The organism is Klebsiella sp. MPUS7 (genome assembly GCF_009905335.1).
In the GTDB taxonomy this organism is placed as follows: domain Bacteria; phylum Pseudomonadota; class Gammaproteobacteria; order Enterobacterales; family Enterobacteriaceae; genus Klebsiella; species Klebsiella grimontii.
Map to the genome: position 1 here is coordinate 2,281,859 of NZ_CP047604.1, position 23,451 is coordinate 2,305,309.

General features: G+C 55.4%; 21 protein-coding genes, 1 other RNA gene and 1 other annotated feature. Of the genes, 16 read left to right on the forward strand and 6 right to left on the reverse strand.

The window, feature by feature from the left end; all coding sequences use genetic code 11:
- Positions 1 to 33 precede the first annotated feature (33 nt).
- From thrS to btuC, 9 genes are all read left to right on the forward strand, one after another.
- The gene (thrS, locus tag GUC22_RS10715) at positions 34 to 1,962 is read left to right on the forward strand and encodes a threonine--tRNA ligase (RefSeq protein ID WP_024357882.1); all 1,929 of its coding nucleotides are present in this window, start codon (positions 34 to 36) and stop codon (positions 1,960 to 1,962) included.
- A gap of 3 nt (positions 1,963 to 1,965) precedes the next feature.
- Positions 1,966 to 2,508 carry a translation initiation factor IF-3 gene (infC, locus tag GUC22_RS10720; RefSeq protein WP_071830666.1) on the forward strand — a complete coding sequence of 181 codons (543 nt, stop codon included), beginning with the start codon at positions 1,966 to 1,968 and terminating at the stop codon, positions 2,506 to 2,508.
- Positions 2,509 to 2,604: 96 nt separating this feature from the next.
- Positions 2,605 to 2,802, forward strand: a complete 198-nt coding sequence (gene rpmI / locus GUC22_RS10725; protein ID WP_001124225.1) for a 50S ribosomal protein L35 — start codon at positions 2,605 to 2,607, stop codon at positions 2,800 to 2,802.
- Positions 2,803 to 2,852: 50 nt separating this feature from the next.
- Positions 2,853 to 3,209 (forward strand): 50S ribosomal protein L20, encoded by a 357-nt coding sequence (gene rplT, locus GUC22_RS10730; RefSeq protein ID WP_004102963.1) that lies wholly within the window; start codon positions 2,853 to 2,855, stop codon positions 3,207 to 3,209.
- 118 nt (positions 3,210 to 3,327) lie between these two features.
- Positions 3,328 to 3,453: a sequence feature (Phe leader region), on the forward strand.
- Positions 3,333 to 3,377, forward strand: coding sequence for a pheST operon leader peptide PheM (pheM, locus tag GUC22_RS10735; RefSeq protein WP_001386830.1), 45 nt, complete (start codon positions 3,333 to 3,335; stop codon positions 3,375 to 3,377). (Overlaps the previous feature by 45 nt.)
- 154 nt (positions 3,454 to 3,607) lie before the next feature.
- On the forward strand, positions 3,608 to 4,591 hold the full coding sequence (gene pheS / locus GUC22_RS10740) for a phenylalanine--tRNA ligase subunit alpha (RefSeq protein ID WP_004134066.1): 984 nt from the start codon (positions 3,608 to 3,610) through the stop codon (positions 4,589 to 4,591).
- Positions 4,592 to 4,606: 15 nt separating this feature from the next.
- Positions 4,607 to 6,994, forward strand: coding sequence for a phenylalanine--tRNA ligase subunit beta (gene pheT, locus GUC22_RS10745; RefSeq protein ID WP_049086635.1), 2,388 nt, complete (start codon positions 4,607 to 4,609; stop codon positions 6,992 to 6,994).
- Positions 6,995 to 6,998: 4 nt separating this feature from the next.
- On the forward strand, positions 6,999 to 7,298 hold the full coding sequence (ihfA, locus tag GUC22_RS10750; protein WP_004102960.1) for an integration host factor subunit alpha: 300 nt from the start codon (positions 6,999 to 7,001) through the stop codon (positions 7,296 to 7,298).
- 96 nt (positions 7,299 to 7,394) lie between these two features.
- Entirely contained in the window at positions 7,395 to 8,381 is a 987-nt protein-coding gene (gene btuC / locus GUC22_RS10755) for a vitamin B12 ABC transporter permease BtuC (RefSeq protein WP_004134071.1), read from the forward strand.
- A 24-nt stretch (positions 8,382 to 8,405) separates the two neighbouring features.
- Here the strand turns inward: btuC and GUC22_RS10760 are convergent, their stop codons facing one another.
- Complete coding sequence (locus tag GUC22_RS10760) at positions 8,406 to 9,206, reverse strand: MetQ/NlpA family ABC transporter substrate-binding protein (protein ID WP_004119129.1); 801 nt, start codon at positions 9,204 to 9,206, stop codon at positions 8,406 to 8,408.
- A gap of 224 nt (positions 9,207 to 9,430) precedes the next feature.
- Between GUC22_RS10760 and GUC22_RS10765 the strand changes: the two genes are divergently transcribed.
- The 4 genes from GUC22_RS10765 (at position 9,431) to selO (ending at position 12,846) form a co-directional block, all read left to right on the forward strand.
- On the forward strand, positions 9,431 to 9,982 hold the full coding sequence (locus tag GUC22_RS10765; RefSeq protein WP_004134072.1) for a glutathione peroxidase: 552 nt from the start codon (positions 9,431 to 9,433) through the stop codon (positions 9,980 to 9,982).
- Positions 9,982 to 10,731 (forward strand): vitamin B12 ABC transporter ATP-binding protein BtuD, encoded by a 750-nt coding sequence (gene btuD / locus GUC22_RS10770; protein WP_155551912.1) that lies wholly within the window; start codon positions 9,982 to 9,984, stop codon positions 10,729 to 10,731. The genes GUC22_RS10765 and btuD overlap by 1 nt, the downstream gene beginning before the upstream one ends.
- Before the next feature lie 81 nt (positions 10,732 to 10,812).
- The gene (locus GUC22_RS10775; protein ID WP_004134084.1) at positions 10,813 to 11,277 is read left to right on the forward strand and encodes an NlpC/P60 family protein; all 465 of its coding nucleotides are present in this window, start codon (positions 10,813 to 10,815) and stop codon (positions 11,275 to 11,277) included.
- Positions 11,278 to 11,403: 126 nt separating this feature from the next.
- On the forward strand, positions 11,404 to 12,846 hold the full coding sequence (selO, locus tag GUC22_RS10780; protein ID WP_024357887.1) for a protein adenylyltransferase SelO: 1,443 nt from the start codon (positions 11,404 to 11,406) through the stop codon (positions 12,844 to 12,846).
- A gap of 34 nt (positions 12,847 to 12,880) precedes the next feature.
- Here selO and hemP read toward each other — a convergent pair whose 3' ends face one another.
- From hemP to GUC22_RS10795, 3 genes are all read right to left on the reverse strand, one after another.
- Positions 12,881 to 13,060, reverse strand: a complete 180-nt coding sequence (gene hemP, locus GUC22_RS10785) for a hemin uptake protein HemP (protein WP_162685329.1) — start codon at positions 13,058 to 13,060, stop codon at positions 12,881 to 12,883.
- 165 nt (positions 13,061 to 13,225) lie between these two features.
- Positions 13,226 to 14,272 (reverse strand): 3-deoxy-7-phosphoheptulonate synthase AroH, encoded by a 1,047-nt coding sequence (gene aroH / locus GUC22_RS10790; RefSeq protein ID WP_024357889.1) that lies wholly within the window; start codon positions 14,270 to 14,272, stop codon positions 13,226 to 13,228.
- 154 nt (positions 14,273 to 14,426) lie between these two features.
- Positions 14,427 to 15,260: a pyruvate, water dikinase regulatory protein gene (locus tag GUC22_RS10795; protein WP_004119141.1), complete on the reverse strand. Its 834-nt coding sequence runs from the start codon at positions 15,258 to 15,260 to the stop codon at positions 14,427 to 14,429.
- 342 nt (positions 15,261 to 15,602) lie between these two features.
- Here GUC22_RS10795 and ppsA point away from each other — a divergent pair, with 342 nt between their 5' ends.
- Positions 15,603 to 17,981, forward strand: coding sequence for a phosphoenolpyruvate synthase (gene ppsA, locus GUC22_RS10800; protein WP_049088739.1), 2,379 nt, complete (start codon positions 15,603 to 15,605; stop codon positions 17,979 to 17,981).
- 79 nt (positions 17,982 to 18,060) lie between these two features.
- Here ppsA and rprA read toward each other — a convergent pair.
- Together rprA and ydiK are read right to left on the reverse strand one after the other, a co-directional pair.
- An RNA gene (rprA, locus tag GUC22_RS10805) (antisense sRNA RprA) lies at positions 18,061 to 18,168 on the reverse strand.
- A 213-nt stretch (positions 18,169 to 18,381) separates the two neighbouring features.
- Positions 18,382 to 19,503, reverse strand: a complete 1,122-nt coding sequence (ydiK, locus tag GUC22_RS10810) for an AI-2E family transporter YdiK (RefSeq protein ID WP_064342833.1) — start codon at positions 19,501 to 19,503, stop codon at positions 18,382 to 18,384.
- Positions 19,504 to 19,706: 203 nt separating this feature from the next.
- Between ydiK and GUC22_RS10815 the strand changes: the two genes are divergently transcribed.
- Together GUC22_RS10815 and menI are read left to right on the forward strand one after the other, a co-directional pair.
- Complete coding sequence (locus tag GUC22_RS10815) at positions 19,707 to 22,763, forward strand: FAD-binding and (Fe-S)-binding domain-containing protein (RefSeq protein WP_024357892.1); 3,057 nt, start codon at positions 19,707 to 19,709, stop codon at positions 22,761 to 22,763.
- Entirely contained in the window at positions 22,760 to 23,170 is a 411-nt protein-coding gene (gene menI / locus GUC22_RS10820) for a 1,4-dihydroxy-2-naphthoyl-CoA hydrolase (RefSeq protein WP_004132130.1), read from the forward strand. Before GUC22_RS10815 ends, menI begins: the two co-directional genes overlap by 4 nt.
- The last annotated feature ends 281 nt before the right edge of the window (positions 23,171 to 23,451 follow it).

Below are 23,451 nucleotides of genomic sequence, written 5' to 3' on the forward strand. Positions count from 1 at the left end.
CGTGCGGGGCACCACTGCAAATAAGGACATGAAATGCCTGTAATTACGCTTCCTGATGGCAGCCAACGCCATTTTGATCACGCTGTGAGCCCGATGGACGTCGCTCTGGATATTGGCCCCGGTCTGGCGAAAGCCACTATCGCTGGTCGTGTCAACGGCGAGCTGGTTGACGCCTGTGACTTAATTGAAAACGACGCAACGCTCTCTATCATCACCGCGAAAGATGAAGATGGTCTTGAGATTATTCGTCACTCCTGTGCGCACCTTTTGGGGCATGCGATTAAACAGCTGTGGCCAAATACCAAAATGGCGATCGGCCCGGTTGTCGACAATGGTTTCTACTACGATGTCGATCTGGACCATACCCTGACCCAGGAAGATATCGACGCGCTCGAAAAACGTATGCATGAGCTCGCCGAGAAAAACTACGACGTTATTAAGAAGAAAGTCAGCTGGCACGAAGCGCGTGAAACCTTTGTGAAGCGTGGCGAGAGCTATAAAGTCTCTATTCTTGATGAAAACATTGCTCATGATGACAAGCCTGGCTTGTATCATCACGAAGAATATGTCGACATGTGCCGTGGGCCGCATGTGCCGAATATGCGTTTCTGCCATCACTTCAAACTGATGAAGACCGCTGGCGCCTACTGGCGCGGCGATAGCAACAATAAAATGCTGCAGCGCATCTACGGTACCGCCTGGGCAGATAAAAAAGCGCTGAATGCCTATCTGCAGCGCCTGGAAGAAGCCGCTAAGCGCGATCACCGTAAAATCGGTAAGCAGCTCGACCTGTATCATATGCAGGAAGAGGCGCCGGGTATGGTGTTCTGGCATAATGACGGATGGACTATCTTCCGCGAACTGGAAACTTTTGTGCGTTCTAAGCTGAAAGAGTACCAGTATCAGGAAGTTAAAGGCCCGTTTATGATGGACCGTGTGCTGTGGGAAAAAACCGGCCACTGGGACAACTATAAAGATGCGATGTTTACCACTTCTTCCGAGAACCGTGAATACTGCATCAAGCCGATGAACTGCCCGGGTCACGTGCAGATCTTCAACCAGGGCCTGAAATCCTACCGCGATCTGCCATTACGTATGGCTGAATTCGGTAGCTGCCATCGCAATGAGCCGTCAGGCGCGCTGCATGGCCTGATGCGCGTACGCGGGTTTACTCAGGACGATGCCCATATTTTCTGTACTGAAGATCAGGTTCGTGATGAAGTTAACGCCTGTATTCGTATGGTCTACGATATGTACAGCACCTTCGGCTTCGAGAAAATCGTCGTCAAGCTGTCAACTCGCCCGGAAAAACGCATCGGTAGTGATGAGACATGGGATCGTGCTGAAGCGGATCTGGCGGTGGCGCTGGAAGAGAACAATATCCCGTTTGAATATCAACTGGGTGAAGGCGCCTTCTACGGTCCGAAAATTGAATTTACCCTGTATGACTGCCTCGATCGTGCATGGCAGTGCGGTACTGTACAGCTGGACTTCTCCCTGCCGCAGCGTTTAAGCGCCTCCTATGTTGGCGAAAATAACGAACGACAGGTACCGGTAATGATTCACCGTGCGATTCTTGGTTCGCTGGAGCGCTTTATTGGCATCCTGACCGAAGAGTTCGCGGGCTTCTTCCCAAGCTGGCTTGCGCCGGTGCAGGTTGTGATCATGAATATTACTGATTCTCAGGCTGAATACGTTAACGAATTGACGCGTAAACTACAAAATGCGGGCATTCGCGTAAAAGCAGACTTGAGAAATGAGAAGATAGGCTTTAAAATCCGCGAGCACACTTTACGTCGTGTCCCTTACATGTTGGTCTGTGGCGACAAAGAGGTAGAAGCTGGCAAAGTTGCCGTGCGTACCCGTCGTGGCAAAGACTTGGGCAGCCTGGACGTAAATGAAGTTATCGAGAAGCTGCAACAAGAGATTCGCAGCCGCAGTCTAAAACAACTGGAGGAATAAGGTATTAAAGGCGGAAAACGAGTTCAAACGGCACGTCCGAATCGTATCAATGGCGAGATTCGCGCCCTGGAAGTTCGCTTAACAGGTCTGGAAGGCGAAGCTTTGGGTATTGTGAGTCTGAGAGAAGCTATCGAAAAAGCTGAAGAAGCTGGAGTAGATTTAGTTGAAATCAGCCCTAACGCCGAACCGCCAGTTTGTCGTATCATGGACTACGGCAAGTTCCTTTATGAAAAGAGCAAGTCTTCTAAGGAACAGAAGAAAAAGCAAAAAGTTATTCAGGTCAAGGAAATCAAATTCCGACCTGGCACCGATGATGGCGACTACCAGGTAAAACTCCGCAGCCTGGTTCGCTTTCTGGAAGAGGGTGATAAAGCTAAGATCACGCTGCGTTTCCGCGGCCGTGAGATGGCTCACCAGCAGATCGGGATGGAAGTGCTTACCCGCGTCCGTGACGATCTGAGTGAACTGGCAGTAGTCGAATCCTTCCCAACGAAGATCGAAGGCCGCCAGATGATCATGGTGCTCGCTCCTAAGAAGAAACAGTAAGGCCTTCAAGTAGCAATGTCTGTGGAGCCTTTAGGTTCCGCAGCTGTTGTTCGCCTATGTTTCGTTTATTAACAATGCGAAGTGGAAGTTATTAAAATGCCAAAAATTAAGACCGTACGCGGTGCTGCTAAGCGCTTCAAAAAAACCGGTAAAGGTGGTTTTAAGCACAAGCACGCTAACCTGCGTCACATTCTGACCAAAAAAGCTACTAAGCGTAAACGTCACCTGCGTCCGAAAGCCATGGTTTCCAAAGGCGATCTGGGCCTGGTCATCGCGTGCCTGCCGTACGCATAAGTCGTTAACCCTTTTAACTTTTTAATTAGAATAGATACAGGAGAGCACATATGGCTCGCGTAAAACGTGGTGTAGTTGCCCGTGCACGTCACAAGAAAATTTTGAAACAAGCTAAAGGCTACTACGGTGCGCGTTCTCGCGTATACCGCGTTGCCTTCCAGGCTGTTATCAAAGCTGGTCAGTACGCTTATCGTGACCGTCGTCAGAAAAAGCGTCAGTTCCGTCAACTGTGGATTGCGCGTATCAACGCAGCAGCACGTCAGAACGGTATTTCTTACAGCAAATTCATCAACGGCCTGAAAAAAGCCTCTGTTGAAATCGACCGTAAGATCCTGGCTGACATCGCAGTATTCGACAAATTAGCGTTCACCGCGCTGGTCGAAAAAGCGAAAGCAGCTCTGGCATAAGCCAGTTGAAAGAGGGAGCTTGTCTCCCTCTTTTCGTTTCAAGGCTATCAATACATTGACTTTTATCCGCGTAAGCATTTCAATATCGGTCTTACGTTTTTTACCAGACAAGGTAATGCAAGCATGAATGCTGCTATTTTCCGCTTCTTTTTTTACTTTAGCACCTGAACTCAGGAGGCTAGCGCGTGAAAGAAGAAACGGAAAACAGCGCCAAAAAGCCTCCCCCTGTGGAGGCTTTTTTTGTATCTGAACTGGCTCGTTCTATTTCAAGCTCCAGACGCGTGGGTTGACCTGAATCATTCGGTCAACTGAAGGATTACCTACGGTCTGCGGCTCGAAATAGTGAGAGCAAAATAATAACCATAACCGGTGTCTGCACCGACATAATGAGGAAAACCATGTCACATCTCGCAGAGCTGGTTGCCAGTGCGAAGGCAGCCATTAACGAGGCATCAGATGTTGCTGCGCTGGACAACGTCCGCGTGGAATACCTGGGTAAAAAAGGGCTTCTGACCCTTCAGATGACGACCCTGCGCGAGCTGCCTGCTGAAGAGCGCCCGGCAGCCGGCGCGGTTATCAACGAAGCCAAAGAGCAGGTCCAGCAGGCGCTTAACGCGCGTAAGACCGAGCTCGAAAGCGCAGCGCTTAACGCGCGCCTGGCCTCGGAAACCATTGATGTCTCTCTGCCGGGACGTCGTATTGAGAACGGCGGACTGCACCCGGTTACCCGCACCATCGACCGTATCGAAAGTTTCTTCGGTGAGCTCGGCTTTACCGTCGCGACCGGCCCGGAAATCGAAGATGACTACCACAACTTCGATGCGCTGAATATCCCTGGCCACCATCCGGCACGCGCTGACCACGACACTTTCTGGTTCGATGCGACGCGCCTCCTGCGTACGCAAACTTCAGGTGTGCAGATCCGTACCATGGCTAACCAGCAGCCGCCGATCCGCATTATTGCGCCAGGCCGCGTGTATCGTAACGACTACGATCAGACCCACACCCCAATGTTCCATCAGATGGAAGGCCTGATCGTTGATACCAACATCAGCTTTACCAATCTGAAGGGAACGCTGCACGATTTCCTGCGTAACTTCTTTGAAGAAGATCTGCAGATTCGTTTTCGTCCGTCCTATTTCCCGTTCACCGAGCCCTCTGCGGAAGTTGACGTCATGGGCAAAAACGGCAAATGGCTGGAAGTGCTCGGCTGCGGTATGGTGCATCCAAACGTACTGCGCAACGTGGGTATCGATCCGGAAATCTATTCCGGCTTTGCCTTCGGCATGGGCATGGAGCGTCTGACCATGCTGCGCTACGGCGTGACCGACTTACGCGCGTTCTTCGAAAACGATCTGCGTTTCCTCAAACAGTTTAAATAAGGGCAGGACAGAACAATGAAATTCAGTGAACTGTGGTTACGCGAGTGGGTTAACCCAGCTATCGATAGCGAAGCGCTGTCGGACCAGATAACGATGGCCGGGCTTGAGGTTGACGGCGTTGAGCCGGTCGCGGGCAGCTTCAACGGCGTTGTTGTTGGCGAAGTGGTCGAGTGCGCTCAGCACCCTAATGCCGACAAACTGCGCGTGACAAAAATCAACGTCGGCGGCGAACGTCTGCTGGATATCGTCTGCGGCGCGCCGAACTGCCGTCAGGGCCTGAAGGTTGCCGTGGCGACCATCGGCGCCGTCCTGCCGGGCGATTTTAAAATTAAAGCGGCAAAGCTGCGCGGTGAGCCGTCGGAAGGCATGCTGTGCTCCTTCTCCGAACTGGGTATTTCCGACGATCACAGCGGCATTATTGAACTGCCCGCCGATGCGCCGTTGGGTACCGATATCCGTGAATATCTGAAGCTCGACGATAACACTATCGAAATCAGCGTCACGCCGAACCGTGCCGACTGTCTCGGTATTATCGGCGTGGCCCGTGATGTCGCCGTGCTCAACAAGGCGCCGTTGAATGTCCCGGAAATGCCCCCGGTAGCCGCCACCGTCAATGACGTTCTGCCAATCCAGGTCGATGCGCCGGAAGCGTGTCCGCGCTATCTGGGGCGCGTGGTAAAAGGCATTAATGTCAAAGCGCCGACCCCATTATGGATGAAAGAGAAGCTGCGCCGCTGCGGTATTCGCTCCATCGATGCGGTGGTTGACGTGACCAACTACGTCCTGCTCGAGCTGGGCCAGCCGATGCACGCCTTCGATAAAGACCGCATTGAAGGCGGAATTGTCGTGCGTATGGCGCATGAAGGAGAAAGCCTGGTCCTGCTGGACGGCTCCGAGGCTAAGCTGGACACCGATACTCTGGTGATTGCTGACCATCAGAAAGCTCTGGCCATGGGGGGGATTTTCGGCGGCGAGCACTCCGGCGTAAACGATGAAACGCAAAACGTTCTGCTGGAATGCGCGTTCTTCAGCCCGCTGTCCATTACCGGGCGCGCCCGCCGTCATGGCCTGCATACCGATGCTTCCCACCGCTACGAGCGCGGCGTGGACTCCGCGTTGCAGTATCAGGCGATGGAGCGTGCGACCCGCCTGCTGATGGATATTTGCGGCGGCGAAGCTGGCCCGATCATTGACGTCACCAACGAAGCGACCCTGCCGAAGCCTGCGACCATCCAGCTTCGCCGCAGCAAGTTGGATCGTCTGATTGGTCACCACGTTGAGGATGCGCAGGTTAGCGATATTCTGCGTCGTCTGGGCTGTGACGTCACCGAAGGCCAGGACGAGTGGCAAGCCGTCGCGCCGAGCTGGCGTTTCGATATTGCCATCGAAGAGGACCTGGTCGAAGAGGTCGCCCGCGTCTATGGTTATAACAATATTCCTGACGAACCGGTGCAAGCGGGCCTGATCATGGGAACCCACCGCGAAGCGGATCTGTCGCTTAAGCGCGTGAAAACGCTGCTCAACGACAAAGGCTATCAGGAAGTGATTACCTACAGCTTCGTTGATCCGAAAGTACAGCAGTGGATCCACCCCGGCGAAGAAGCGCTGATTCTGCCGAGCCCGATCTCCAGCGAAATGTCGGCGATGCGCCTGTCATTGTGGACCGGCCTGTTAGGGACGGTGGTCTACAACCAGAACCGTCAGCAGAGCCGCGTACGCATCTTTGAGAGCGGTTTACGCTTTGTTCCTGATACTCAGGCTCCGCTGGGCATTCGTCAGGATGTGATGCTGGCCGGCGTGATTTGCGGTAACCGTTATGAAGAACACTGGAACCTGGCAAAAGAAACCGTCGATTTCTATGATTTAAAAGGCGATCTGGAGTCGGTCCTCGACCTCACCGGCAAGCTGTCCGACATCGAATTCCGCATCGAAGCCAATAATGCGCTTCATCCGGGTCAGTCGGCGGCGATTTATCTGAAAGGTGAACGTATTGGTTTTATTGGGGTTGTTCATCCTGAGCTGGAACGTAAGCTGGATCTGAACGGTCGTACGTTGGTCTTTGAACTAGAGTGGAGCAAGCTTGCAGACCGCGTGGTGCCTCAGGCGCGTGAAGTTTCTCGCTTCCCGGCGAACCGTCGCGACATCGCCGTCGTTGTGGCCGAAAACGTTCCCGCTGCCGATGTTTTAGCCGAGTGTAAGAAAGTTGGCGTAAATCAGGTAGTTGGCGTAAACTTATTTGACGTGTACCGCGGCAAGGGCGTAGCAGAGGGTTTCAAGAGCCTCGCTATCAGCCTTATCCTCCAGGATACCAGCCGTACACTCGAAGAAGAGGAGATTGCCGCTACCGTCGCCAAATGTGTAGAGGCATTGAAAGAGCGATTCCAGGCATCATTGAGGGATTGAACCTATGGCGCTTACAAAAGCTGAAATGTCAGAATATCTGTTTGATAAGCTTGGGCTTAGCAAGCGGGATGCCAAAGAGCTGGTAGAGTTATTTTTCGAAGAGGTCCGTCGCGCTCTGGAAAACGGAGAGCAGGTAAAACTCTCCGGGTTCGGCAATTTCGATTTGCGAGATAAGAACCAACGCCCGGGCCGTAACCCGAAAACGGGAGAGGATATCCCTATTACAGCCCGGCGAGTGGTGACTTTCAGACCTGGCCAGAAGCTAAAAAGCCGTGTCGAAAATGCGTCACCCAGAGATAAGTAATCTGAACTAACTAAAAAGGCCGCTATGCGGCCTTTTTTCTTTTCCTGGCCGAATACCGTAAAATCAACCACATCCTTTTTCTCGATTCAGAAATCTATGCTGACCTTTGCTCAAATTCAACGGCGCCGGAACCGGCGCTGGCTTGCGGTATTAACGTTGCTGCTGCTGGTCACGTCGACCATCAGCCTGTGCGCCGGCGACCAGTGGATTGGCCCCGGAGAATGGTTTAGCGCCAAAGGTGAGCTGTTTATCTGGCAGATTCGTCTGCCGCGCACCCTGGCCGTCCTGCTGGTGGGGGCCGCGCTGGCGCTGTCCGGGGCGATTATGCAGGCGCTGTTTGAAAATCCGCTGGCGGAGCCTGGGCTGCTAGGGGTATCAAACGGGGCTGGGGTTGGCCTGATAGCTGCCGTCTTGCTGGGAAAAGGCATGCTTCCAGGCTGGGCGCTCGGGCTATGCGCGATTGCTGGCGCGCTGGTTATTACCTTTATTTTACTGCGTTTTGCCCGGCGGCATCTCTCAACCAGTCGCCTGCTGCTGGCGGGGGTCGCGCTCGGCATCATTTGTAGCGCCCTGATGACCTGGGCGGTCTATTTCTCCACCTCTTTCGATCTCCGCCAACTGATGTACTGGATGATGGGCGGCTTTGGCGGCGTGGACTGGCAGCAGCTGTGGCTGATGCTGGCGCTGCTGCCGGTGCTGGCCTGGGTGTGTCTGCAATCGCAGCCGCTCAATCTGTTAGCGCTGGGGGAGGTTTCCGCACGTCAGCTGGGGTTGCCGCTATGGCTATGGCGTAAAGTGCTGGTGGTCGCTACCGGTTGGCTGGTGGGCGTCAGCGTGGCGCTGGCGGGAGCGATTGGCTTTATCGGTCTGGTTATTCCGCATATTTTGCGGCTATGTGGTTTGAGCGATCACCGCGCGCTGCTTCCGGCCTGTCTGTTAGCGGGAGCCAGCGCTCTGCTGGGGGCGGATATCGTCGCGCGTCTGGCGCTCTCGGCGGCGGAATTGCCGATTGGCGTGGTCACCGCCACCCTGGGTGCGCCGGTGTTCATCTGGTTATTATTAAAATCAGGCCGCCCGCAGTGACGGGCGGCCGTAAGCGGTGGCTAATTACCAGCCCTTAATCGCATCGCCTTTGTAGACTTCCGCTGCCTTGTCGGCAACCGCTTGAGTCTGGAAGGCCTCTTTCAGCTCCTGAACCTTTTTGCTGTCTTTATTCTCTTCGCGTGAAACGATGGCGTTGACGTACGGCGAGTCCGGACCTTCCATAAATAAACCATCGCGGGCGGCCGACAGGCCGGCCTGGGCAGAGAAGTTGGTGTTAATAATCGACAGGGCGACATTCGGGTCGTCAAGGGTACGGGTCAGCTGCGGCGTGTCGACTTCGACGATTTTTAGCTGTTTAGGATTGTCGATAATATCCAGCGTTGTAGGCAGATAGCCTGTCCCTTCTTTTAGCTTGATTAAACCTTGCGCCTGCAGCAGCAGCAGGCTGCGGCCCAGGGTTGTGGTTTCGTTAGAAATGGAAATCGTCGCGCCGTCAGGCAGTTCGCTGATATTTTTGATTTTCTTCGAGTAGGCGGCGATCGGGAAAACGAAGGTTTTACCGACAATCGCAAACTTATAGCCGCGCTCTTTTGATTGCGCCTCAAGGTAAGGCAGCGTCTGGAAGGCGTTAGCATCGACGTCTTTATTGTTCAGCGCTTCGTTCGGCAGTACGTAATCATTAAATGAGATAACCTCCACGTCGAGGTTATATTTCTCTTTGGCCACCTGTTCTACGACTTTCCAGATAGCCTCATCCGGCCCGGTATTAATGGCGACTTTGATCTTATTATCTTCATCCGGTGAGCAGGCCGCCAGCAGCGCGACGGAGGCCGCAATTAACACCGTGCTAAACATCTTCTTCATCAATAAAACTCTCTTAAATTAACAATTAACGAAATGCTATTACATCCATTCATCACTGTACACTGAATTGCGTGCTCCCGGTGTTGAGATGAATTCATGTTGTGTGGCCTGTTACATCAAGAGACACTCCCGGGGGATTCAAAGTAGAATGACCCGGTCTGAATCCGCTACAGTAGATAGGGATCACCTGAAGCAGAAACCGGTTTATTCACTGAGGGAAGGCTATGCAACACGATATTCTCAATACTGAAGTCACCACCATCGATGGTGAAACCACAACGCTTGCCCCATGGGCGGGCAAAGTGCTGCTGATCGTTAACGTTGCTTCAAAATGCGGCCTGACGCCGCAGTATGAGCAGCTGGAAGCGCTGCAAAAAGCGTTTGAAAGCGAAGGTTTTAGCGTGCTGGGCTTCCCGTGCAACCAGTTCCTGGGGCAGGAGCCGGGCAGCGAAGAAGAGATTAAAACCTTCTGTAGCACCACCTACGGCGTCACTTTCCCGATGTTCAGCAAAATTGACGTCAACGGCGAGCATCGCGCGCCTCTGTATCAGAAGCTGGTTGATGCCGCCCCGCAGGCCGTCGCGCCGGAAGGCAGCGGTTTTTATGAGCGCATGGCCAGTAAAGGCAGGGCGCCGCTGTATGTCGATGATATTCTATGGAACTTTGAAAAATTCCTCATTGGCCGGGACGGACAGGTTATCGGTCGTTTCTCACCGGATATGACGCCGGATGACCCCCAACTGGTGGCCGCCATTAAAGGAGCTTTAGCGAAATAATGCCGTTTTTGATGCAGCTACAGGACGTAGAAGAGGCGGGGCGGCTGGCGCCGTTTTCAGCGGATATCCGGCCGGGAGAGATTATCCATCTGGTAGGGCCAAACGGCTCGGGGAAAAGCACGCTGCTGGCGCGTATGGCGGGACTTTCTACCGGACCGGGGCGGGTCAAACTGAATGAACGCCCTCTGAAGGATTGGCCTGCTCAGGAGCTGGCGCGTCATCGGGCCTATTTAAGCCAACACCAGATGCCGCCTTTCGCGATGCCGGTCTGGCATTATCTGTCGCTGCATCTGCATAACGACGCGCAAAACGCCCTGCTGACGGCTATCGCGGAGAAACTGGGCTTAGGCGATAAGCTTGGGCGCCAGGTGAATCACATCTCTGGTGGGGAGTGGCAGCGCGTGCGGCTGGCGGCGGTAATACTGCAGATTCATCGGCAGGCTAATCCGGCCGGGCAATTGCTCTTGCTGGATGAACCAATGAACAGCCTGGACGTGGCGCAGCAGTCCGCGCTCGATCGCGTATTAAATGAGCTCTGCGCATCCGGGGTTGCTATTGTGATGAGCAGCCACGACCTTAATCATACCCTCCGGCATGCCCATCGCGCCTGGCTTATCTGCCGGGGGAAAACCATCGCCTGCGGTAGTACCGCTGAAGTCCTTAACGAAGAAAACTTAACCGCCGCCTACGCCATGGACTTCCAGAGAGTCGAGGTGGCTGGTCATCTTATGCTCGTTCCGTCACAGTAGCACGCAGTCAGCTTGCCAGCGAATTGATAAACAAGCTAAATTATTCTGCTAACAGGATAAGGAACAGAGGATTCGTCTGAGATGCGTTTCTGGCTCGTTTTGTGTGTTGCGTTATTTCTGGCGGGTTGTAGCAGTCACCGGGCGCCGCCGCCAAATCCACGGCTGGCTGATTCGATTACCGTTGTGGCCAACCTGAATGAGCAGTTAAGGAACTGGCGGGGAGCGCCTTATCGCTACGGCGGCATGTCGCCGCGCGGCGTTGATTGCTCCGGGTTTGTGTTAATGACCTTTCGCGATAAGTTCGCGCTGCAGCTACCGCGTGAGACACGCGAGCAGGCGGAGATCGGCACCAAAATTGATAAGAGCGAACTGCTGCCCGGCGATCTGGTCTTTTTCAAGACCGGCTCCGGAGAGAGCGGTCTGCACGTCGGTATTTACGACACGGACAACCAGTTTATCCACGCCTCCACCAGCCAGGGCGTGACGCGCTCATCGCTGGATAATGTCTACTGGCATAAAAAATTCTGGCAGGCGCGAAGGATCTAACGTCAGCCGCCACCGGGCAATGGCAGAAGCGCGCACAATCCCCGTGCGGCTTATTATGGCAATAACCCCGTACTCGCCCCGTGTTAATAATTTGTTGAAAGCACTACACTGAAGGCAGGAGGAACCATGACCCTGTCTTTTACTACCCACTGGCGTGATGAACTGCCGGATTTTTACACTGCTTTAGCCCCCACGCCGCTGGAGAATGCGCGGCTTGTCTGGCACAACGCGCCGCTGGCGCGATCGCTGGGCGTCGCCGAGTCGTTATTTAGCCCGGAGAAGGGCGCTGGCGTATGGGGCGGCGAAACGCTGCTGCCGGGAATGTCGCCGCTGGCGCAGGTCTACAGCGGCCACCAGTTCGGCTCCTGGGCCGGGCAGCTCGGCGACGGGCGCGGCATTCTGCTCGGCGAACAGCAGCTCGCGGACGGTCGTCGCTTTGACTGGCACCTGAAAGGCGCCGGGCTCACTCCCTATTCACGGATGGGGGACGGACGGGCGGTGCTGCGCTCAACGATCCGCGAGGGGCTGGCCTCGGAAGCAATGCATGCGCTGGGCATTCCCACCACTCGCGCGCTGGCGATAGTGGCCAGCGACACCCCGGTATACCGTGAAACCGTTGAACGCGGGGCGATGCTGATGCGGCTGGCGGAAAGCCACGTACGGTTTGGCCATTTTGAGCACTTCTACTACCGCCGCGAGCCGCTCAAAGTGCAGCAGCTGGCGGATTACGTGATCCGTCACCACTGGCCGCATCTGCAAAATGAAGCGGATAAGTACATTGCCTGGTACAGCGACGTGGTCGCCCGAACGGCTGAAATGATTGCCAGCTGGCAAACGGTCGGCTTTGCGCACGGGGTAATGAATACCGATAACATGTCGATCCTCGGCCTGACGATGGACTACGGTCCATACGGTTTCCTTGACGATTTCCAGCCGGGATTTATCTGTAACCATTCCGATTATCAGGGGCGCTATAGCTTTGATAATCAGCCGGCGGTAGGGCTATGGAATCTGCAACGGCTGGCGCAGACGCTGTCGCCGTTTATCAGCGCGGAGTTATTGAACGGCGCGCTGGATAGTTACCAGCACGCGCTGCTCACGGCATATGGCCGCCGCATGCGCGACAAGCTTGGCCTGTTTACCCAGCAAAAAGGGGATAACGAGCTGCTGGACGGTCTGTTTGCCTTAATGGCGCGTGAAGGCAGCGACTATACGCGGACCTTCCGAATGCTCAGCGCCAGCGAGCAAGAGAGCGCCGCTTCGCCGCTACGCGATGAGTTTATCGACCGCGAGACCTTCGATAGCTGGTTTGCCGATTATCGCGCGCGCCTGCGTGATGAACAGGTTGACGATGCGCAAAGGCAGGCGCGGATGCGCAGCGTGAATCCGGCGCTGGTGCTGCGAAACTGGCTGGCGCAGCGGGCAATTGAACTGGCGGAGCAGGGAGATATGAGCGAGCTGGAACGTCTGCATAATGCGCTATCCCAGCCTTTTATCGACAGGACGGATGATTATGTCAATCGTCCTCCTGACTGGGGAAGGCGTCTTGAGGTGAGCTGTTCCAGCTAGTCGTTATTATCCCTGCCTTAATCGGCGGGGATAATTATTTGGTCAGGATCAGCTTACCTGAATGAGTCTGGCGCAGCAGGTAGCGCTGACCGCCGTGTTCAATCACTACCCGTCCCTCGCTGCCTAATAATGTGCGGCTGCTTATCTCTCTGTCCGTCGGAACAGGGTACGGGGCATTGTCTTTAGTTTTTTCTGCTGTGGCAGTGTTATCCATACGCGTCATAGCACTAAAAATAAAAATCAAGGTAACAATGATAATCATTATCAATAATGTTGTTTTTCACGGCAAGCATTATTTATCGAAATAGCCGATTTAGCCGGTGAACGAGCGGACGAGGGCGAGAAATAACCCCGCCGCGGAGACGGAGGGGAGGGGGAACTACAGGCGAGTGGCGGTTGCGGCGGCTAATTCATCCAGCAGCCGTTCGCTATCGTCCCAGCTCAGGCAGGGATCGGTAATCGACTGCCCCCAGGCCAGCGGCTGGCCTGCGACCACCTTCTGCGTGCCTTCCTGAAGGAAACTCTCGGCCATGATCCCGGCGATAGCGGTCGAGCCGGCGCGGATCTGCTGGCAGATATCGGCGCACACCTCCAGCTGACGGCGGTGCTGTTTCTGGCAATTGCCGTGGCTAAAATCCACCACCAGCTGTTCCGGCAGGTCGAACTCAGCCAGCGCTTGACCGGCTGCGGCGATATCGGCAGCGTGGTAATTTGGTTTTTTGCCGCCGCGCATAATGATATGGCCGTACGGATTACCGCTGGTCTGATAGATCGTCATTTGCCCCTGCTTATCCGGCGACAGGAACATATGGCTGGCGCGGGAAGCGCGGATAGCGTCTACGGCGATACGGGTATTGCCATCGGTACCGTTCTTAAAGCCTACCGGGCAAGAGAGCGCCGAGGCCATTTCGCGGTGGATTTGGCTCTCGGTCGTACGCGCGCCAATAGCGCCCCAGCTTATCAAGTCGGCAATAAACTGCCCGGTCACCATATCGAGAAACTCGGTGGCGGTCGGTACGCCCAGTTCATTGACCTGCAGCAGCAGGCTACGCGCCAGCTCGAGACCGTGATTCACCCGATAGCTGCCGTTGAGGTCGGGGTCGGAGATCAGCCCCTTCCAGCCGACCACCGTGCGCGGCTTCTCAAAATAGGTGCGCATCACGATTTCCAGCTGCGGCTGGTAACGTTCGCGCATGCCCTGCAGGCGGCGCGCATACTCCATCGCCGCATCAATGTCGTGGATGGAGCACGGACCGATCACCACCAGCAGGCGACGGTCCTCACCGTTGAGGATTCTCTCAATGCGGCGGCGCGAAGCGGAGACGTGAGCTGCTACTTCGGCAGACACAGGATGCCGTTGCGCCAGTTCCGCGGGCGTTACCAGGCTTTCAATGCGCGCGGTACGCAATTCGTCTGTTTTATTCATTGGGGTCTCAAAAATCTGTTTCTTCCGCGGCGAAAATGCCGGGAAGTGATGCGCATCACGATAAACCAATCCCCGCTTATTGCAAGAGCAGGGCATGATCCTGTATAGGCCACGGGTGATAGCATAAACAAATTTTCAATAATGTACTAGTGTGTTAGTACATCCTGCGGCTTAACCCCATAATATCCATGATTTTGGTGGCGATCTCTTCCACGGAATAGTTGGTACTGTTCAGGCAAGGTATCTTGTTTTTGCGGTAAAGCGCTTCGACTTCGGTCACTTCCATCCGGCACTGACGCATAGAAGCATAGCGGCTGTTTTCGCGTCGCTCTTCGCGGATGGCCGCCAGGCGCTCTGGATTGATCGTTAAGCCGAAGAGCTTGTGCTGTAGCGGCTTGAGGGAGGCCGGAAGAATCAGATTGTCCATATCATCGGCGATAAACGGGTAGTTGGCGGCGCGGATACCGTACTGCATCGCCAGGTACAGGCTGGTAGGGGTTTTCCCGCAGCGCGAAACGCCGAGGAGGATCACCTGGGCCTGGTCGAGGTTGCGCAGCGAAATGCCGTCATCGTGGGCAAGGGTATAATCGATAGCGGCGATGCGCGCGTCGTATTTGTTGAGGTTGCCCGGCGTCAGGCCGTGGGTTCGGTGAGCGATGGGCGTCGGGTCAAGGCGCAATTCCTGCTGCAGGGGGGCCACCAGCGCCTGAACGATATCCTGACAAAAGCCTTCGCTTTGTATGATGATGTCGCGGATTTCCGGCAGCACGATGGAGTAGAACACCAGCGGTCGAATGCCGGTCTGCTGGAAAATCGCGTCAATTTGCTCCTTCACGGCGCGCGCGCGGCTGATATTTTCGACAAACGGCAGGGTTACGCTGCTGGTGGCGACCGGGAATTGCGACATGACCGCATGACCCAGAACTTCCGCCGTAATAGCGGTACCGTCGGAAATATAAAAGACGTGGCGATCTACAGCACTTTCCATTTTGACCATCCGGTATAATGAGTTTAATTGTCTGAAAGCTGATATTAAATTTAAGCATAACGCTCCAGGCTTTGTCTCATATTTAAAAAATGAAACGCTATTTTTATTTTTAATGAAAAGGTGAGTTCATTTTTCGCAACCGCGTATCTTTTGTATCAAATTTCATCAGATTTCTGAAGAATCATTAGCTTAGCTATATCTGGCAAAGAATCCTAAAAACGAAAAAATAATTTGCTTGAACGATTCACCGTTTCTTTCAGCTGGATAAATATGTCAGGATAAATCTCGTAGTCGATCGTGAATTATTTATCACTGGTATTAAATCACAAAAGGATTGTCTCGATGTCCAACAATGGCTCGTCACCGCTGGTGCTTTGGTATAACCAACTCGGCATGAATGATGTAGACAGGGTTGGGGGCAAAAATGCCTCCCTTGGTGAAATGATTACAAATCTGTCGGGTATGGGCGTTTCCGTACCGAACGGGTTTGCCACCACCGCTGATGCCTTTAATCAGTTTTTGGACCAAAGCGGTGTTAACCAGCGCATTTATGAACTGCTGGATGAAACCGACATTGACGACGTTTCCGCATTAGCGAAAGCGGGCGCACAGATCCGTCAGTGGATCATCGATACGCCGTTCCAGAGCGAACTGGAAAATGCGATTCGTGATGCCTATACCCAGCTCTCCGCCGATGACGCTGAGGCCTCTTTTGCCGTGCGCTCCTCGGCGACGGCGGAAGATATGCCGGATGCTTCCTTCGCCGGTCAGCAAGAGACATTCCTTAACGTGCAGGGCTTTGACGCCGTGCTCGTCGCGGTGAAGCACGTGTTTGCTTCGCTGTTTAACGATCGCGCCATTTCCTACCGCGTGCATCAGGGGTACGATCATCGCGGGGTGGCGCTTTCCGCCGGGGTGCAGAGGATGGTCCGTTCCGATCTGGCCTCGTCCGGCGTGATGTTCTCCATCGATACCGAATCCGGTTTTGACCAGGTGGTGTTTATCACCTCCGCCTGGGGACTCGGCGAAATGGTGGTGCAGGGGGCGGTCAACCCCGATGAGTTCTACGTCCATAAACCGACGCTGGAAGCGGGCCGTCCGGCCATCGTCCGCCGCACCATGGGGTCGAAAAAGATCCGCATGGTTTACGCCCCTACCCAGGAGCACGGCAAGCAGGTGCGTATCGAAGACGTGCCGCAGGCGCAGCGCGACGTTTTCTCGTTGACCGATGCGGAAGTGCAGGAGCTGGCGCAGCAGGCGCTACAAATCGAAAAACACTACAACCGCCCAATGGATATCGAGTGGGCGAAGGATGGTCATACCGGTAAGCTATTTATCGTGCAGGCCCGTCCGGAAACCGTCCGTTCGCGCGGCCAGGTCATGGAGCGTTATACCCTCCATGCGCAAGGACAGATTATTTCGGAAGGGCGCGCTATCGGCCATCGCATCGGCGCGGGTCCGGTAAAGGTCATTCACGATATCAGCGAAATGAACCGCATCGAGCCCGGCGACGTGCTGGTGACCGACATGACCGACCCGGACTGGGAACCGATCATGAAAAAAGCGGCGGCGATCGTCACCAACCGCGGCGGGCGTACCTGTCATGCGGCGATTATCGCGCGTGAGCTGGGGATCCCGGCGGTGGTTGGCTGCGGCAACGCCACCGATCGCATCCAGGAAAACCAGAACGTGACCGTCTCCTGCGCGGAAGGTGATACCGGCTACGTGTATGCCGAAATCCTCGACTTCAGCGTGAAGAGCTCCAGCGTTGGCACGATGCCGGATCTGCCGCTGAAGATCATGATGAACGTCGGCAACCCGGACCGCGCCTTTGACTTTGCCTGCCTGCCGAACGAAGGCGTAGGCCTGGCGCGACTGGAGTTCATCATCAACCGTATGATCGGCGTCCACCCGCGCGCGTTGCTGGAGTTCGACGATCAGGAGCCGGGTTTGCAGAACGAAATCCGCGAGCTGATGAAAGGCTACGACTCGCCGAGAGAGTTTTACGTCGGTCGCCTGACGGAAGGGATCTCGACGCTGGGCGCGGCATTCTTCCCGAAACGAGTGATTGTGCGTCTTTCCGACTTTAAATCTAACGAATACGCCAATCTGGTCGGCGGCGAACGTTATGAGCCGGAAGAGGAGAACCCGATGCTGGGCTTCCGCGGGGCCGGCCGCTATGTGTCCGAAAGCTTCCGCGACTGCTTCGCGTTGGAATGTGAAGCGGTTAAACGGGTGCGTAACGACATGGGGCTGACCAACGTCGAAATCATGGTGCCGTTTGTCCGCACCGTCGCGCAGGCAAAAGCGGTAGTTGAAGAGCTGGAACGCCAGGGCCTCAAGCGCGGCGAAAACGGCCTGAAGCTGATTATGATGTGTGAAATCCCATCGAATGCGCTGCTGGCTGAACAGTTCCTCGAATACTTCGACGGCTTCTCTATCGGATCTAACGATATGACGCAGCTGGCGCTGGGCCTGGACCGTGACTCCGGCGTGGTCTCCGAACTGTTCGATGAGCGTAACGACGCGGTGAAAGCGCTGCTGTCGATGGCCATTCGCGCGGCGAAGAAACAGGGCAAATATGTCGGTATCTGCGGGCAGGGTCCGTCCGACCACGAAGATTTTGCCGCCTGGCTGATGGAAGAGGGGATCGATAGCCTGTCTCTGAACCCGGATACGGTCGTGCAAACCTGGCTCGGCCTGGCGGAATTGAATAAGTAAGTTCGCGCCGGATTCTCGCTAAAAAGACCATCCCCGTCAGCAGTGGCGGGGATTTTTTTGGGGGGGGAGCAGAAAACGGACAAAAAAAAGCCCATCGTGGGAGATGGGCAAAGACTACACACAGCAATTCGTTGTTTCACTCAGGGGATTTCCATGCTTATAAATCAATATGTTGATTTATAACCGTGAGCTAATACTAGGCACTGAGGCTTTTTGCGTCGATCGGATTCCTCTCAATAGTTAAATTAAGGTAAAGAATCTGTGCAGCAAATAGGGTTAGCAGGCAGAGGAATGCGGGATGCGGTGAGAGATAGATTAGTATTTCTTAATATTTTAGATTGTCCCGCTCGATGGCTATCACGGGCGCAATGGGGAAAGGCGGGTTTCCCCGCCTTTTCGCTTACTTCTCCTGCGAGGCTCGCGTATTCAGCTCGCTCAGTTCTTCAAGCACCAGATCGGGGTCTTTCGGCGGCGGCGGCGCTTCGTTAACCCACGCATCGTACAGCCGCCAGGAGACCGCCAGCAGTACCGGACCGATAAACAGTCCTATCATGCCGAACGCCACCAGACCGCCGATAACGCCGGAAAGAATCAGAATCATCGGCAGGTCGGCGCCCATGCGAATCAGCAGCGGACGAATAAAGTTATCCATGGTGCCGACGACGCAGCTCCAGACCAGCAGCACGGTGCCCCAGGTGGTATCGCCGCTCCAGTACAGCCAGATAATTGACGGTACCAGGACCAGCAGGGGTCCCAGCTGTACGAGGCAGGTGAAGATCATCACCACGGTGAGCAGCGCGGCGTAGGGCACGCCGCTGACTGCAAGGCCAATACCGCCAAGCACCGCCTGGGCCAGCGCGGTAACGACCACCCCCAGCGCTACGGCGCGAATCGCCTGTCCGGCGAGGATCACCGCCGCGTCGCCGCGTTTGGACGCCAGGCGGGTGGCAAAATGACGGAAGCCATAGGCGACCTGTTCGCCGCGCCAGTACAGCAGGGCGCTGAACAGCAGCATCAGTCCGCAATAGACCAGCAGCTTGCCGATATGCGCCGCCTGGCCGACAAACCACGTGGTGGTGGTGCCAAGATAGGGGCGAATTTTGACCATAATCGCCGTTCCCCCCATCTCCAGTAAGTTATGCCAGCCGGTATACAGCTTATCGCCGATTAGCGGAACGCTATTTAGCCACGCCAGGTCCGGCGGCGTAAAGTTGCCGCTGGTAATCACTTTTATTAATGGCGTGCTGTTATCGACCAGGCTATTGACCAGCAGCGCAATAGGGATAACGAACAGTAAAAAGAGCAGTAGCGTCATCACCAGCACCGCCAGGGCGCGCTTGCCGAACAGCAGGCGCTGCAGGCGCAAAAGTACCGGCCAGGTGGCGATAACCACGGTACCGGCCCAGGCGAATGACAGGATAAAAGGCTGCACGACCCACAGACAGGAAATAATAATCAGGGACAAAAACAGCACCGACAGCAGAACTTGCGGTATGTCCCGGGGCTGATTGGGGTTAATCATAGTGAAGTTTTACCTTTGCAGTCGCGTCAAAAGGCTGACGCAGCGTAATTCCATGTACTGATAATAATATCAATATGTTCGCGCGCCTGATTTTGCCCTTAATTCTGGCGGGCGCATATGAAAAAAATGTGATAAAAAGTTGAGGGCACTACGCAAACGTTTAATCACTTACAACACAACATAGTCAGGCAGGGTCGAGCGTCATGATCCCACAGATTTCTCAAGCGCCAGGTGTCGTTCAACTGGTGCTGAATTTTTTGCAGGTACTGGAGCAACAAGGTTTTACCGGGGATACCGCCACCAGCTATGCCGACAGGCTAACGATGGCGACTGATAACAGTGTATATCAACTGTTGCCGGATGCGATTATATTCCCTCGTTCCACGGCGGACGTGGCTCTGCTGGCCAGGCTGGCGGCGGAAGAGCGTTTTAAATCACTGATCTTTACCCCGCGCGGGGGCGGTACCGGCACCAACGGTCAGGCGCTGAACGCCGGGATCATCGTCGATATGTCCCGCTATATGAACCGCATTATAGAAATCAACCCGGAAGAAGGGTGGGTGCGGGTGGAAGCCGGGGTCATTAAAGACCAGCTTAATCAATTCCTTAAGCCATACGGTTACTTTTTCGCGCCGGAGCTGTCGACCAGCAACCGCGCCACGCTTGGCGGGATGATCAACACCGATGCTTCCGGGCAGGGCTCGCTGGTCTACGGCAAAACGTCCGACCACGTGCTGGGGGTGCGCTCGGTGCTGATCGGCGGCGACATTCTTGATACCCAGCCGATTCCGGTAGCGTTGGCGGAAACGCTAAGCGCTCAGCAGTCGGCTATCGGGCGTATTTACCGCACTGTCTATCAGCGCTGCAAAGCGCAGCGCCAGCTGGTTATCGATAAATTTCCCAAACTCAACCGCTTCCTCACGGGCTACGATCTGCGCCACGTCTTTAATGACGAGATGAGCGAATTCGATCTCACCCGCATTCTGACCGGTTCCGAAGGGACGCTGGCGTTTATCACCGAAGCGCGGCTGGATATCACCCGTTTGCCGAAAGTGCGTCGACTGGTCAACGTGAAGTACGACTCCTTTAACTCCGCGCTGCGTAACGCGCCGTTTATGGTTGAAGCCAGGGCGCTCTCGGTCGAAACCGTCGACTCGAAAGTGCTTAATCTGGCGCGCGAAGATATCGTCTGGCATTCGGTCAGCGAGCTCATTACCGACGTGGCGGATAAAGAGATGCTGGGGCTGAATATCGTCGAATTCGCCGGTGACGACGTCGAGCTGATTGATAGCCAGGTGACGGCGCTGTGCCAGCGTCTGGATGAGTTGATATCGCGCAACGAAGCGGGCGTCATCGGCTGGCAGGTTTGTCACGATCTCGACGGCGTGGAGCGCATCTACGCGATGCGTAAAAAAGCGGTCGGCCTGCTGGGTAATGCCAAAGGGGCCGCCAAGCCGATACCGTTCGCCGAAGATACCTGCGTGCCGCCGGAGCATCTGGCCGACTATATTGCGGAATTTCGCGCGCTGCTCGACGGCCACGGGCTGAGCTACGGCATGTTTGGCCATGTGGATGCCGGCGTGCTGCACGTGCGTCCGGCGCTGGATATGTGCGATCCGCAGCAGGAGATGCTGATGAAGCGGATCTCCGATGACGTCGTAGCGTTAACCGCTAAGTATGGCGGCCTGCTGTGGGGGGAACACGGGAAAGGCTTCCGCGCCGAATATAGTCCGGCGTTCTTTGGCGAAGCGTTATTTGGCGAGTTGCGCAAGATTAAAGCCGCCTTTGACCCGGATAACCGCCTTAACCCGGGTAAAATCTGCCCGCCTGAAGGCGTTGACGCGCCGATGATGAAGGTGGATGCGGTTAAGCGCGGCACATTCGATCGGCAGATTCCCATCGCTGTGCGCAGCTCATGGCGCGGGGCGATGGAGTGTAACGGCAACGGCCTGTGCTTCAACTTTGATGCCAAAAGCCCGATGTGTCCGTCGATGAAGGTCAGCAATCACCGTATCCACTCGCCGAAAGGCCGGGCTACGCTGGTGCGCGAATGGCTGCGGCTGCTGGCGGACCGCGGTATCGACCCCAATCAGCTGGAAAAAGACCTGCCGGAAAAGCGCGCCAGCCTGCGTACCCTGGTGGAACGTACCCGCAATAGCTGGCATGCGCGGAAGGGAGAGTACGATTTCTCTCATGAGGTTAAGGAGGCGATGTCCGGCTGTTTGGCCTGTAAAGCCTGCTCGACCCAATGCCCGATTAAAATTGACGTCCCGGAGTTTCGTTCGCGTTTCCTCCAGCTTTACCACAGCCGCTATTTGCGCCCGGTCCGCGACCATCTGGTGGCGACGGTTGAATCCTACGCGCCGCTGATGGCGCATGCGCCGAAGACCTTTAACTTCTTTATTAACCAGCCGTGGATGCGCAAGCTGTCGGAAAAGCATATCGGTATGGTCGATCTCCCGCTGCTCTCCGTGCCGTCGCTGAAGCAGCAGATGGTTGGCCACCGTTCGGCGAATACCACGCTGGAGCAGTTGGAAGAACTGAGCGCAGAGCAGAAAGCGAAAATGGTGCTGGTAGTTCAGGATCCGTTTACCAGCTACTACGATGCGCAGGTGGTCGCCGATTTTGTTCGCCTGGTTGAGAAGGTGGGCTACCAGCCGGTATTGCTGCCGTTTTCGCCAAACGGTAAGGCGCAGCATATTAAGGGCTTCCTGACGCGATTCGCGCGCACCGCGCAGAAAACCGCCGATTTCCTTAACCGGGTGGCCGAGCTCGGCATGCCGATGGTGGGGGTCGATCCGGCGCTGGTGCTCTGCTACCGCGATGAATATAACCAGGTCCTCGGCGACAAGCGCGGCGATTTCCGCGTCATGCTGGTGCACGAGTGGCTGCCTCAGGCGCTGTCGGAAACCGCGGCCCAGGATAAAGGCGGCGAGTCGTGGTATCTGTTTGGCCACTGTACCGAGGTGACGGCGCTTCCCGCGTCCACCCGGCAGTGGGCGGATATCTTCGCCCGCTTTGGCGCGAAGCTGGAAAACGTTAGCGTGGGCTGCTGCGGCATGGCAGGTACCTACGGTCATGAAGTGAAGAACCACGCCAACTCGCTGGCGATCTACGCGCTCTCGTGGCAGCAGGCGATGGAGCGGTTGCCGCGCAATCGCTGCCTGGTCACCGGCTACTCCTGTCGTAGCCAGGTGAAGCGTATTGAAGGCAGCGGCGTACGCCACCCGCTGCAGGCGCTACTGGAGATTATGGGATGATTTGGAAACGTCACAGCACCCTGGAACAGCTGAACGCGATGGGCGAGGGGAACATGGTCGGTCTGCTGGATATCCGCTTCGAGGCGATAACCGACGACGCCATCATTGCCACCATGCCGGTAGATAGCCGCACCCATCAGCCGTTTGGCTTGCTGCACGGCGGCGCGTCGGTGGTTTTAGCGGAAACGTTAGGTTCGGTCGCGGGCTATCTGTGCAGCGAAGGCGAGCAGAAGGTGGTGGGGCTGGAGGTGAACGCCAACCACATTCGTTCGGTGCGCAGCGGCAGGGTTCGCGGCGTGTGCCGGGCGCTGCACGTTGGCGCCCGTCACCAGGTGTGGCAAATCGAAATCTCTGATCAACAGGGGCGCCTTTGCTGTTCGTCACGGCTAACCACCGCCGTGATCTAAGTTAACCAGGGGGGATTCCCCCCCTTACAGCTTTTGTATCCCCGGAACAACTATCATCGAAACGCCCGGGCGTTTTTACTAAGCCTCATTGCGTTGCCACTTCAACTATTCATACGAAAATTCCTGGTATATCTCCGTTCCGCGCAAGTTTAATAGCCCGCGGCGCGATGCCTACGCGTGCTGCTTATTTGACCGCCACGCTCGCAGGGCGTAGACCATTATCTCTCCGGTGGCAAGTATATAAATATCAAATATAAATTTCTCAAACATCACTAATAATT